Annotated in this window: 10 protein-coding genes; 5 read left to right on the plus strand and 5 right to left on the minus strand. The window is 34.9% G+C overall.

All coding sequences use genetic code 11. From position 1 onward, the window contains the following. Positions 1 to 21: 21 nt before the first annotated feature. Genes BUE84_RS08050 through BUE84_RS08060 form a run of 3 tightly spaced genes read right to left on the minus strand, consistent with a single transcriptional unit; the run spans position 22 to position 1,772 of the window. Positions 22 to 627, minus strand: coding sequence for a hypothetical protein (locus tag BUE84_RS08050; protein WP_079241182.1), 606 nt, complete (start codon positions 625 to 627; stop codon positions 22 to 24). Between the two features lie 37 nt (positions 628 to 664). Then, on the minus strand, positions 665 to 1,069 hold the full coding sequence (locus BUE84_RS08055; protein ID WP_079241183.1) for a hypothetical protein: 405 nt from the start codon (positions 1,067 to 1,069) through the stop codon (positions 665 to 667). A 37-nt stretch (positions 1,070 to 1,106) separates the two neighbouring features. After that, complete coding sequence (locus BUE84_RS08060) at positions 1,107 to 1,772, minus strand: hypothetical protein (protein WP_079241184.1); 666 nt, start codon at positions 1,770 to 1,772, stop codon at positions 1,107 to 1,109. A gap of 477 nt (positions 1,773 to 2,249) precedes the next feature. On the opposite strand from BUE84_RS08060, the gene BUE84_RS08070 reads away from it, so the two are divergent. Further along, complete coding sequence (locus BUE84_RS08070) at positions 2,250 to 4,784, plus strand: phosphoenolpyruvate carboxylase (RefSeq protein WP_079241186.1); 2,535 nt, start codon at positions 2,250 to 2,252, stop codon at positions 4,782 to 4,784. Between the two features lie 211 nt (positions 4,785 to 4,995). Here BUE84_RS08070 and BUE84_RS08075 read toward each other — a convergent pair whose 3' ends face one another. Further along, complete coding sequence (locus BUE84_RS08075; RefSeq protein ID WP_079241187.1) at positions 4,996 to 6,597, minus strand: S8 family peptidase; 1,602 nt, start codon at positions 6,595 to 6,597, stop codon at positions 4,996 to 4,998. 88 nt (positions 6,598 to 6,685) lie between these two features. Between BUE84_RS08075 and BUE84_RS08080 the strand changes: the two genes are divergently transcribed. From BUE84_RS08080 to BUE84_RS08095, 4 genes are all read left to right on the plus strand, one after another. Beyond that, positions 6,686 to 7,810 carry a DegT/DnrJ/EryC1/StrS family aminotransferase gene (locus BUE84_RS08080; RefSeq protein WP_079241188.1) on the plus strand — a complete coding sequence of 375 codons (1,125 nt, stop codon included), beginning with the start codon at positions 6,686 to 6,688 and terminating at the stop codon, positions 7,808 to 7,810. A gap of 3 nt (positions 7,811 to 7,813) precedes the next feature. Further along, positions 7,814 to 8,251: a hypothetical protein gene (locus BUE84_RS08085; RefSeq protein WP_145953225.1), complete on the plus strand. Its 438-nt coding sequence runs from the start codon at positions 7,814 to 7,816 to the stop codon at positions 8,249 to 8,251. 9 nt (positions 8,252 to 8,260) lie between these two features. Beyond that, a complete protein-coding gene (gene galE / locus BUE84_RS08090) occupies positions 8,261 to 9,283 on the plus strand; it encodes a UDP-glucose 4-epimerase GalE (RefSeq protein ID WP_079241190.1) in 1,023 nt (340 codons plus the stop codon). 139 nt (positions 9,284 to 9,422) lie between these two features. Further along, on the plus strand, positions 9,423 to 9,875 hold the full coding sequence (locus BUE84_RS08095; RefSeq protein ID WP_034696297.1) for an adenylyltransferase/cytidyltransferase family protein: 453 nt from the start codon (positions 9,423 to 9,425) through the stop codon (positions 9,873 to 9,875). A gap of 45 nt (positions 9,876 to 9,920) precedes the next feature. Here BUE84_RS08095 and BUE84_RS08100 read toward each other — a convergent pair whose 3' ends face one another. Continuing rightward, positions 9,921 to 12,500, minus strand: coding sequence for a TonB-dependent receptor domain-containing protein (locus BUE84_RS08100; RefSeq protein WP_079241191.1), 2,580 nt, complete (start codon positions 12,498 to 12,500; stop codon positions 9,921 to 9,923). Between the last annotated feature and the right edge of the window lie 90 nt (positions 12,501 to 12,590).

A 12,590-nucleotide genomic window follows, 5' to 3' on the forward strand; every position in this document is an offset into this window, starting at 1 on the left:
TAGTGTTTTTCCCAAAAATCATTACAAAGAAGTACAATTCTCATCCTTTGCATACACTCCATTACTTTTCGCTTCCAGTTTTCCGGTTTTTCTATTGATTTTAACCCAAAAAGATTCTTTCACAGCGGGACAACCCTTTGACTGCATAAGGTACATTGAAATATGACGGTCTTCAATTTTATAAGCCCCTGTAAAATGATTGCTTGTATCCACTGAATAACCATACGTTTTTGCCAGTAAAATAGCTTCAGGAAGATTGTCTACCGTTCCGATAAAATCTCTCAACTGTTGCTCGCTGGAAAAATAAACAGATCTTTCATTTTTACAAGCAAGAATATAAGAAAAACAGTTGTTTCCAATACATTTCTGGAAAAAGCCTCTTTCTGGAACAGGTTCATTGATGGTCATAAAATCAGGAGCCTGGCTTTCATAGAGTACTGATTTTTCATAGTCCACATCATTACTGAGAACGCGCCAGTAAGCATAGTCTTTATCAGGAACAATGAACGGGTAAAGATATTCGACGGTATCAAGAATATCAGGAATTTTTTTATAATCATCAGGAACCTTGATCTGGCTGTAAAGCAGATTGGAGAGAATCAGGGAAAATGCGATGATTACTTTCATAGAGAATGGGTTTCCGGTGCAAATTTAACAAAGAGAATTATTCCAATATAATTTTATAATATCCTTTTTCAGCAGTTACATCAATATCTATACCTGTAAACGTTATTTTATTAATTTGATAGCCATCACACCCTCCGTTAAACTCTGATGACTGTATTGAAAAGTCTAAGTCTTTAATATTAGAAAAGAATTTATACTTTTTTGTTCCATTGTAAGCGCCTACGTTTTCTACAATAATCATATTGTCAGATGTTTTGGATAGTTGGATACTATTGTTATCTTCGTCCTGAACTGAATAAGTGGTCAATGTTCCATTGGCAATAAGATTTTCATCATTAGAATCCACAAACTTAAAAAGGATCGGCAGAGGAGCATTATAACAATCTTTTTCACAAGAGATGAAAAGAAAGGCTATGAGTAGAAAAGTAAATATTTTTTTCATGGATTATGGATGATGTGAGGAGTAAAATTAATCAAAATTATATTAAACCAGAATTATTAAAACGGGCTCTAAATATTTTCAAAACCTGGGCAAGCTGATAATCTGTAATGTCAAAATCATCGATGTTTATTTCTATTTTTTCGTTGTGGTGAAAAAAGTATAAATAATTTACTTCAGGTTTGTAATCATGTTTAGATTCGCGGCTTACTAAACGTTTTACAATAATCTTTTCAAGCTGAATTTCATGCCATAAATACCTGGTATTATCATTTATCTGAATTCCTTTTCCATTGATGGAGATAAGAATTTGTGATATTTTTTTGACTTCAGAAATTATTTTAAAAATAAAATATCCGGTAAATCCAAGAAGTACAAATAATACAAATATTGCTGTTCCATTGAATTTGAACTTAAAACCCAAAAGAAAAAATAGTCCCAAAATCATAAACATACTGTAAGTTGCAATAGCAATAATTCTACCTGAACGTGAATATTTGACTATAATTTCATCAGGAATTGAGTTTTCGTCATATTCAATTTTATCACTTTTATGAAGAGAATATTCTTTATGAATGAAGACGCCATTGATGAATGAAGCAATGAAAAAAATAATAGAAAGAGGAATAAAATATTGTAGTAAATAAATGCCTATGAATAAAGTTAAACTTCCTAAAATTGCATAAAAAATAATTCCGAATTTCATCTATGGTTAAATTTTTTGCGAATATACATTTTAAACTCAATTTACACGAGATTCATAAAAAATATTTCCGTTCCAAGGATATTCAGAACCATACCAAATAGTAGCTTTCAAACCAATGATAATAGTTTGAATTAAGAAAATCAAAGTGAGAATAGCATGAAATGAATTGCTTTTTTTCTAAAAATTAAAGTGAAAATTAAATGGATAATTGTTGTTAAGTATAAAATAGCATATTCTATTAGATCTCCCAATCCCCAACCAAAAGAAATGTGTTTGTAAAATGTTCCTAATAAAGAAATAATAATTAAAAAAATAAGAATAATTAAATTGAATCTTTTCCAAAGATAGTTCATGGTTAACTTATGTGTTTATTCTGCAAAAGTATTTATAAAATTAGTATTATTTTTTTTGTATTTCGACCTCAATTTTTGTCATTTGTCAATTAAATTAATTTCAAAATCGCTTACATTTGTTAATATGATACACGACCAACGCGCAGAAAAATTCAGGCAGATTGTGGAAAATAAGTTCCAGATTTACAATTCATTATTTATGAGCCTGCCTTATGATAAAATGACGAATATCGGAATGCTGCTTCCGTTTCTATATGAAGAAAGCAGAACCGGTTATGAAGCAGGGAAAACCCCTGAAGATATCGTCGAAGAATTCTTTAAAAACCATACCGATCTTCAGAACGAAGAGCAGAAACTTGAACTGCTTTTCAAGATCATTCAGTATATAGAAAGACAGGTTGTTTTGTTTGACAGTATTGAAGATGCTGCATTTCCTAACCTTCATTCAGAAAGTGATAACGGAACTGTGACCAACCTCTTTGAACGTTCTTTTCAGGATCATAAAATTGAAAACGTACGTGAGAAATTAAAAGATTTTAGTGTTAAAGTTGTATTTACTGCGCACCCGACTCAGTTTTATCCGAGTTCAGTACAAAGAATTATTCAGGATTTGAGAGGAGCCATTACCAGTGATTCGGTGACGCAGATTGATATGCTTTTGCAACAGCTGGGGAAGACTCCTTTTGTCAACAAAGAAAAACCTACTCCAATAGATGAAGCGCTGAGTATTATTTCCTATCTGAGATATGTATATTATGATACCATTGGCGAACTGTTTACGAAAATCAAAAAGACTTTCGGGAACGGGCATTTTCATCTTCATGAAGACATTATCCAGCTTGGTTTCTGGCCGGGAGGAGACAGAGACGGAAATCCTTTTGTAACCGCAGAGGTAACGAAAAGAGTAGCAGAAGAACTTCGCTCAGCTATTCTGAAGTCTTATTACAGCCATTTGAAATTTATCAGAAGAAGATTAAGCTTTAGAGGTGTTTCTGAAGTGTTGACCCAATTGAGTGAAGAACTGTATGCTGCAATTTTTGATGGGAAAACCATTAAAGCAGAAGATATTTTAAAGAAAGCGAATGAGGCAGAAAAAATATTAATCAATGAGCACAACTCTTTGTTTTTAGATCTTTTGGTCAATTTCAGAGACCGTGTGATGATTTTCGGAACTCACTTTGCGACACTGGATATCCGTCAGGACAGCAGGATTCATCAGAAAGTTATTGATGAGGTATATACAAAAGTGTATGGAAATGAAGACGCTGATCACGAACAGAAGTTCAATAAACTTATTCAGATATCAGAAACTGTCAATGCAGAAGATTTCGAAGATATTGTAAAAGATACTTTGTTAACGGTTTCTCAGATTACAGACATTCAAAATCTGAACGGACTGAGAGGAATGAACCGATATATTATTTCCAATTCTGATGCCGTAAAAGACGTTATGAATGTATATGCATTCTTTAAAATATGCGGTTATCAAAATGAAGAGATCAATATGGATATTGTTCCACTATTTGAAACAATGGAAGGTCTCGCCAATGCAGAGCATGTAATGAATGAGCTGTACCATAATCCTGTCTACAAAAAGCATCTTGAGAAAAGAGGAAACCAGCAGACTATTATGCTTGGATTCTCGGATGGAACTAAAGATGGAGGGTATTTAAAAGCCAATTGGGAAATCTATAAGGCCAAAGAAGTATTGACAAAACTTTCTGAGCAAAATAATATTAAAGTGGTATTCTTTGACGGTAGAGGCGGACCTCCGGCAAGAGGAGGAGGAAAAACCCACGATTTCTATGCTTCTCAGGGAAAAACGATTGCCAATAATAAGATTGAATTAACCATTCAGGGGCAGACGATAACCAGTATTTTTGGAAATAAAGAACAGGCAAAATACAACTTTGAACAGCTTCTGACCGCTGGCGTTGAAAATGATGTATTCAAAAATGAAAAAAAAGAACTTACCGAAAAAGAAAGAGCATTGATTATTGAGTTGGCGGATATCAGCTATAAAAAATATTCAGATCTGAAAGCCCACCCAATGTTTGTTCCATACCTTCAGGAAATGAGTACGCTTGAATATTACGGGAAAACCAATATCGGAAGCCGTCCTTCAAAAAGAGGAAGCGGAAGTGAACTGAAATTTGAAGATCTGAGAGCAATTCCTTTTGTAGGTTCATGGTCACAATTAAAGCAGAACGTACCGGGATTTTTCGGTTTTGGATATGCGATGCAAAAGATGAAAGAACAAGGTAGATTTGAAGAAGTAAGAGAATTGTACAAAGGTTCCGACTTCTTTAAAACTTTAGTTCTGAACTCTATGATGAGTATGAATAAGTCTTATTTTCCTTTGACCTTTTATATTAAAAACAATCCGAAATTCGGCGCATTCTGGAATGTTCTTTTCAATGAATATGAGCTTTCAAGAGACATTATGCTGGAGTTGACAGGATTTAAAATGCTTCAGGAAGAAGATCCATTGTCCAGAAAGTCTGTGAAAATCCGTGAAAAGATTGTTCTGCCGTTATTGAGTATTCAGCAATATGCTTTAATGAAAATTCAGAAAGGAGAAGGAAACAAAGAGGCGTATGAAAAGCTGGTGACACGTTCCTTATTCGGGAATATCAATGCGAGTAGAAATTCTGCATAAATTATTACGAAAGTTTTGTACCTAACGTACAATATTATATCAATAGGAATGGGCTTTAGCCCATTCTTTTTTTATTGACCCATCCATAGGCTTTAGCCAAAACATATTGTATACTGTGTTAAAAGAATATCTCCCGCAGATTAAGCAGATCACAGATGTTTATGTTGTACTAAATCTGCCCAATCTGAATAATCTGCAAGAAACAAAAAGATTACTCTTTTAAGAATTTTTCATAGAAAACTTTATCTTTCGTCTGAATTTTCAGATAATAGGTTCCCTTTGCAAAATCCTCTACTTTTATAGATTTCTGATGGTTGCTTTTTCTGATAAGTCTCCCCAGGTTATCATAAATTTCAAGTGACTGAATTTCTTGCTCTGAGGCAACATTCAGAATATTTCTTGCAGGATTCGGGAAGATAGAAAACTTCTCTTTTTTTACGGTTTCGGAGGTGTTTAGAACCAGATTGTATAAACTTCCGAAATTAAGAATTCCAAATCCTGTCTGATCCGAATGAAGAGGATAAAGCGAAGCCGTTTGTCTCAGCTTTGTTCTCATCTGCTCTCTGTTCATGGTTGGAAACGCCTGAATAAGACATGCAACACCGCCTGCGGCAATAGGAGTAGCAATAGAAGTTCCATTTACAACTAAGGTCGCATTATCATACACGGTTGTTGTACCAGTTCCCTGTGTACTTCCGTCTGGTTTTACCACCCCAAGAGCATTAGGTCCGAAAGAAGAAAATCCGGATGCATTTCCGGCAGAATCTACAGATCCGATAGAAAATACTTTTGCATTGTCAGAGGGGGTCATAAGGTAATGCCAAGGCTGCTGTCCGGAGTTGCCTGCAGCGGCAAGAACAAAAATACCTTTTTCAGCAGCAATGCCGGCTCCGCGGGCAATGAATGAAGTATTACCATCCATATCGGCATAAGTATAATTATAACGGCTTTCATCAAAAATATTGTATCCCAATGATGAGGTAATAATTTCTACTCCTTTTCTGTCTGCTTCCTCCGCAGCTTCAATCCAGTAAAGCTCTTCTTCTGGAATTTCTACAGCAGCATTTTCACTTCGGTAAAGATAAAAATCAGCATCAGGTGCTGCTCCTACAAAAACATCCTGCAGATATCCACCGATAACACCTAGCACGACAGAACCATGGGTACTGAGAGCTGCATTGTAAATATCTCCGGTTTTGGTCACAAAATCATAAGAAGCTTTAATATGATTATTGGTCCACAATCTTGAAAAAGCATTTCCTGTGTTCACTGTTGGAAATCCGGCGTCAATCACTGCTATGGAAACTCCTGTTCCTGTGTAGCCCGCCAGATGAAGCGGCCGGATATTGACCTGATCTATTTGTCCTGCTCCGGAACCATAATTAAAATTGGTAAGTGTTTTATTAATGCTGGCATCGTCTTTCCATTTTCCTGGTGCTGTTTTCACGGTAGTAGAACTGTTTCTGGCAAAACTTTCAACAGAGGAAACAAAAGTTTGAGCCTGAAGTAATGTTTTTTGTGCAGGTGTGGCATTGACTGCTGCACCGTTAAGCCATTTTGAATAATCCGTAACAACAAATCCCAAATTTTGAAGATTCTGAAGGTAAGACTGTTCAATAGGAGCGTCCTGGTCATTAAGCGGGATTCCCAGCGCAGTACGCCTGTTGAGTGATTTCTGACTGAGTTCTGACAGCGGATTTGCATAAAAAGCTGCTTTATTAGGCTTATCCGTGAAGTAAACAAAAACGAGTTCCGTTTGTGCGGAAACGGTAAGGTAACCAGTTAGGAAACAAAAGAGTAAAAGTTTTTTCATAAAATTTATTTGTATAAAGATAAAAACAAAATCAATAAAATTTTTGATAGGATTTTAAATTCCTTATTTTTACAGAAATATTTAGTATATGAAAAAAATTCAGATGGTTGACTTGCAAAGTCAGTATTACAAAATAAAAAATGATGTAGACAATGCAGTTTTGAATGTAATGGATTCTGCGGCATTTATTAACGGTCCTGAAGTAAAGTCTTTCCAGAATGAATTGGAGTCTTATTTAGAAGTAAAACATGTGATTCCGTGTGCCAATGGTACAGATGCATTACAGATTGCCCTGATGGCTTTGGATCTGAAAGAAGGAGACGAAATTATCACGGCCGATTTTACTTTTGCTGCTACAGTAGAAGTTATTCACCTGCTTAAATTAAAGTCTGTACTGGTAGATGTAGATTATGATACATTCACGATTTCTACTGAACAGATTAAAAAAGCAATTACGCCAAGAACAAAAGCGATTATTCCTGTGCATATTTTCGGACAGTGTGCCAACATGGAAGAAATTTTAAAAATTGCTGAAGAGCATAATTTATATGTTATTGAAGACAATGCTCAGGCAATCGGTTCAGAATATACATTCTCTGACGGAAGTGTAAAACAGGCTGGAACAATGTCTACTGTGGGAACTACTTCTTTCTTCCCTTCAAAAAACCTGGGATGCTACGGAGACGGAGGTGCTATTTTTACCAATAATGATGAGTTAGCTCACCGTTTAAGAGGAATTGTAAACCACGGAATGTATGAGAGATATTATCATGATGAGGTAGGAGTAAACTCACGTTTGGATAGTATTCAGGCTGCGGTTTTAAGAAAAAAACTTCCTCACCTTGATTCTTACAACGAAGCAAGAAGAAAAGCAGCTGATTTTTATGATGAAGCATTCGAAGGAAACCCGAATATTCTTACTCCAAAAAGAGCGGAGAACTCTACTCATGTATTCCACCAGTACACGTTAAGAATTCTGAACGGAAAACGTAATGAGCTTCAGAAGTTTTTAACGGAAAAAGAAATTCCTGCAATGATTTATTATCCTGTGGCTTTGAGAAAACAAAAAGCGTACTTCCAGGAAAGTAATGCAGCAGACTTTGTGAATACTGATAAGCTTCTGGATCAGGTAATTTCTTTACCTATGCATACAGAATTAGACGAAGAGCAGCTGAAGTATATTACAGATGCAGTGCTTGAGTTTATGGGATAATTGATGAAAAATAGGATATTTAAATATAGAGTAGTTGGAATAGTAGTATTTCTATTCGAATTGTTTCTACTTTTTTTATTTAGCGTTGGAACTTATGATTCATCCATGGAGCTAGGTATTAAAAGCGTATTTTCAATAGAGACCCTTATCTTTATTTTTTCAGTGTCAATATTTGTAAGTACATTTTTAAGTTTGATTTTACTTTTATTAAAAAGTAAAAAAACCATTCTTTATTTAAATATTAACTATACTTTAATTATATTATTTTTTGTTTTAGGATATTTTAAGCTTTGGATCGAGAAATCGCTTGAAGAAGATGATAATTTAAAAATTTTCCTCACTTTTTCTATCATTTCAATTGTTCTTTTTATAAGCAACATTTTTAGGAATAAAAAAGTACAGTTTTTAGAGATGGAAGATATAGGAAAAAGTAATGATTAAAAAATAAAAATGGCAATACTTGTTACCGGAGGCCTTGGGTATATTGGTTCTCACACCGTAGTAGAACTTCTTAATAACGGCTTTGAAGTGGTTATTGTAGATGATTTATCCAATACGGAAAAGTTTATTTTAAAAAATATTGAGGAAATTACAGGTAAAAAGCCTGTTTTTTATCCTTTTGATTTAAGAAGAAAAGAACTTCTTACTCAGGTTTTTGATGCCCATCAGATTGATGGCTGTATCAATTTTGCCGCCTCTAAAGCGGTAGGAGAGAGCCAGATCATTCCTGTAGATTATTATGAGAATAATCTGTTTTCTTTGATTAATATTCTTCAGGAATTTAAAGCAAGAAAGATCTCCAACTTTATTTTCAGCTCATCATGTACGGTATACGGACAGGCAGATGTAATGCCGATAGATGAAAATACTCCGTTGAAAACCCCTGAAAGCGTCTATGGGAAAACAAAACAAATGGGAGAACAGATCCTGATTGATTTTGCAAAAGCCTATCAAAGTAAAATATCACTATTAAGATATTTTAATCCAATCGGAGCACATCCTTCCGGAAAGCTGGGAGAATTGCCGATAGGGATTCCTAATAATTTAGTGCCTTATGTGATGCAGACGGCTTCAGGAGTACGTGAGAAACTGAATATTTGGGGTGATGATTACCCTACAGAGGACGGAACAGCTGTTCGTGATTATATCTATGTTGTTGACCTGGCAAAAGCACACGTTGCAGCATTAAAGAAACTGATAGAAGATTCTTCATCAGATGCTGTGATAGATACTTACAATCTGGGGACAGGAAAAGGTTCATCTGTACTGGAAGTGGTAAAAGCTTTTGAAAAAGCCAATCATGTAGAAGTGCCTTATCAGATCTGTGCCAGAAGAGAAGGAGATATCACTATTGCCTATGCAAATCCTGATAAAGCGGAAAAAGGACTCAACTGGAAGTCTGAAACCTCGCTTGAAGAGGCTTTAAGAACAGTTTGGGAATGGCAAAAATATCTGAACACCAGAAATTCATAACTTAGCATTGAGAAATGCTTATATAGAAAGAGCAATTTAAACGATCATAAAACAAATTACAAAAACATCTTCCTTGAAATTGAATGTTTTATCTTTTTAAAAAACATTTATTTCAGCGAAGCTTTAATTTAACATTAATATGAAGACACAGAGAATAGGTATTACATTTTCGTCATTTGACTTATTGCATGCAGGCCACATTAAAATGCTTGAAGAAGCTAAAACTGTATGTGACTATTTAATCGTCGGACTTCAAATCGATCCGTCCCACGATCGTCCAAACAAAAATAAGCCAAGTCAGACTATTGTTGAAAGATATATCCAACTGAAAGCGGTGAATGCTGTTGATGAGATTATTCCTTATTACACAGAAGAAGATCTTTTGGATATTCTTAAATCATTTGTGATTGACGTAAGAATCATCGGGGATGATTATATGGACAGAGACTTTACAGGTAAAAAATACTGTGAAGAAAAAGGAATAGAGCTATTTTTCAACAAAAGAGACCATCGGTTTTCCACCAGCGATCTGAGAAGAAGAATCTATGAAGCTGAAAAAGAAAAATATGCAAAAGCAGAACCTGTAAAATAACAGAAATAAAAAATCCCGAAAGAAACTTTCGGGATTTTTGCTGTATTACATTGGGCCGCCTTGTTCTTCGTCGCCTTTTGTATTAGAATTAATATCTTTTTTAATTTTAGGTTTGGCATCAATCTTCTCACCTTGCTTGAACTTATACGTGAAAGATAAAGCAAACTGTCTTGGCTGCCATTGCATTTCCATTTCTCTAGTAAACTGAGCATTATCGGAGAAGTTTTTCATTTTTCTGGTATTAAAGATATCTCTGATATTGAATCCTATAATTCCGTTTCCTTTCCAGATAGTCTGGCTTACTCCTAAATCTATACCATACATTGCCTTTCTGTTATTCATGGCCGTTTTCTCAGCAGCTCTGTAGAAACTTTGGATTTGAAGGCTTAAGTTTTTTGTCGGTTTAAATGTATTGTTAAAACGTATTCTGTATGAGAATCCGGAACCTGAGAAATCATTCAATGTTCTTGGATTGTCAGGGAATAGGTTAAAGCTTCCTGTATTTTTATATCCGTAAAGGTCAGCAGAAAGCATTATTTTCCACCAGCTGTAAGGATCATAAGTTCCGTTCAGATCCAAACCATAATTGGTCTCTGTACCTACGTTGAAAGGAATTGTATTTACAGCTCCGGTATCATCTATATATTGGTATCTGTTTTGCTCGTCTTCAGACTTTTTAAAATATAAAGTTGGATTAAACGTGATCTTTTTGTTTGAAAGATTGTATCCGACTTCAAAAGAGTTTTCGTACGTTGGATTAAGGTTTGGATTCCCTCTGAAGTAGTTTCTGTCATCATCAAAAGACATAAAAGGAATCAGAGAGAAAGCTCTCGGACGGTTAATTCTTCTTGAATAGTTTAACAAGATCTGATTGTTCTTTGCCAGATCATAACTTAAAAATACAGAAGGGAAGAACTTCGTATAGTTTTTATTAACTTCCGGAGTATTTGCCGGATTTCCGTTAACATCAAAATTCTGGAAGTTAACGTCAATTTTTGAAGTCTCACTTCTTAATCCTAACTGATACGCAAATTTTTCTCCAATCTTACTTTTAAACTGTGCATAGACACCAAGAATGTTTTCAGAATATACCGTGTTACTTGTAAAATCAAATCTTGTATATGGAGTTTGTCCATTATCACTTTGATCCACGAAATAGTTGTATGTATTTCTGTTATAATCATAACGTGCTCCTGCTTCTAATTTAGATTTTTCACCTATTGGAAGTTCATAATCAATTTTTCCAATAAAGGTATCTGTTTTAGAATCTGTGCTTACATTATTAACAACACTGGTAGGTTGTAAAATAGTATTGACAAAACTTCTCTGTACAATCTGATTGATTCCATCCGTTTTATTAGTCTGATAACTTGCAGATGCCGATAGCAATTGGCCATTATCTCCAATTTTCTGATCAAGTCCAAGATCAAACTGAGTTGCCAGGTTTTTGTTATTTCCGTAGCTGTTTCTTTCTCTTACAACATCATTTATGGTAGAGGCGTCTTTATAAACCTTTTCATTGTAAGCGTTGATCCCGGTTTGATCCGTATCAAAACTTCTTACCATTCCTGAAAAGTTGATTGATGTTTTATCACTGAAATCGTGAGTGAATCCCGCGGTAACATTGTAAGTATCACTTTCTCTGGTTGTCTTACCATTTTGTTGAGAATACTGTGTAAATGGGAATGCAGTTGAAGACAGGCTGCCAATATCATCCTTTCTGGTAGTCGTATTCTTCATGGTACTTTCATTCTTCTGATAACCGCCACCGCCATTCAAAAACCAGGTCCAGTTACCTTTTCTCCAGTTTAAGTTAGCATTAAGATTGGTTCTTGGAAGATAACCTAAAGTTCCGGTTACACTCCCATTGAATCCCATTTTTTTATCCTTTTTAAGAATGATATTCAGAATACCCGCAGTTCCGCTTGCCTCAAATTTAGAAGAAGGGTTAGTAATTACTTCAATTCGTTCAATCTGATCTGCCGGAATACTTTGCAAAGCGTTGGCTCCATCATCTATTCCAAGAAGAGAGGATGGCTTTCCGTTGATCAGAAATTTTACATTCGAATTTCCTCTCATCGATACTGTTCCGTCTGTATCTACAGAAACTGAAGGAACGTTGGTCAAAACATCCTGAAGATTTCCTCCTTTACTTACAATATCCTGTGAAGGATCATAGGTCTTTTTGTCAAGTTCTACTTTATATGCTTTGGATGCTGAAGCAGTAATCACAACACCCTGTATTTCCTTTGTTTTACCATCAGCAGTAGAGGTTGGCTCTGCTTCAATAGATAATGCTCCGATATTACCTGCTTTTGCAATATTTTTGCTGACTACACTTTTTTTATAATCAATAGCTTCTACTGTAATATCATAGTCTCCGGGCATAAGCTGAAGAGTATATTGCCCTTTTTCATCTGTCAGTACAGCATCACTTAAAGTCTTGTTGGCCTTATTGCTAAAAGTTACGGAAGCATAAGGAACCGGTTGATTTTTTTTGTTGACAATGATTCCTGAAACTCCAGCCTTCTCCTGTGCAAAAGCCAGTGCTGCTGCTGAAAGTACTAAGGTAAGTCCTAAAGTTTTTCTGGTGAAAATATTGACAATTTCTGTCTTATTCTTCATAGGTTATTTTTTTGTATAAGATCGTGAAAGAATAACCCTTAATATTTTGAATATCCATATCAATTTGATCTTCAAAACATTATGGTTGTA

It is taken from the genome of Chryseobacterium indologenes (assembly GCF_002025665.1).
Classification (GTDB): domain Bacteria; phylum Bacteroidota; class Bacteroidia; order Flavobacteriales; family Weeksellaceae; genus Chryseobacterium; species Chryseobacterium metallicongregator.

Excerpts from the sequence above, each read along its gene's own strand:
- BUE84_RS08050 (WP_079241182.1), bottom strand. The coding sequence starts at position 627 with ATGAAAGTAATCATCGCATTTTCCCTGATTCTCTCCAATCTGCTTTAC.
- BUE84_RS08055 (WP_079241183.1), bottom strand. The coding sequence starts at position 1,069 with ATGAAAAAAATATTTACTTTTCTACTCATAGCCTTTCTTTTCATCTCT.
- BUE84_RS08060 (WP_079241184.1), bottom strand. The coding sequence starts at position 1,772 with ATGAAATTCGGAATTATTTTTTATGCAATTTTAGGAAGTTTAACTTTA.
- BUE84_RS08070 (WP_079241186.1), top strand. The coding sequence starts at position 2,250 with ATGATACACGACCAACGCGCAGAAAAATTCAGGCAGATTGTGGAAAAT.
- BUE84_RS08075 (WP_079241187.1), bottom strand. The coding sequence starts at position 6,597 with ATGAAAAAACTTTTACTCTTTTGTTTCCTAACTGGTTACCTTACCGTT.
- BUE84_RS08080 (WP_079241188.1), top strand. The coding sequence starts at position 6,686 with ATGAAAAAAATTCAGATGGTTGACTTGCAAAGTCAGTATTACAAAATA.
- BUE84_RS08085 (WP_145953225.1), top strand. The coding sequence starts at position 7,814 with ATGAAAAATAGGATATTTAAATATAGAGTAGTTGGAATAGTAGTATTT.
- galE (WP_079241190.1), top strand. The coding sequence starts at position 8,261 with ATGGCAATACTTGTTACCGGAGGCCTTGGGTATATTGGTTCTCACACC.
- BUE84_RS08095 (WP_034696297.1), top strand. The coding sequence starts at position 9,423 with ATGAAGACACAGAGAATAGGTATTACATTTTCGTCATTTGACTTATTG.
- BUE84_RS08100 (WP_079241191.1), bottom strand. The coding sequence starts at position 12,500 with ATGAAGAATAAGACAGAAATTGTCAATATTTTCACCAGAAAAACTTTA.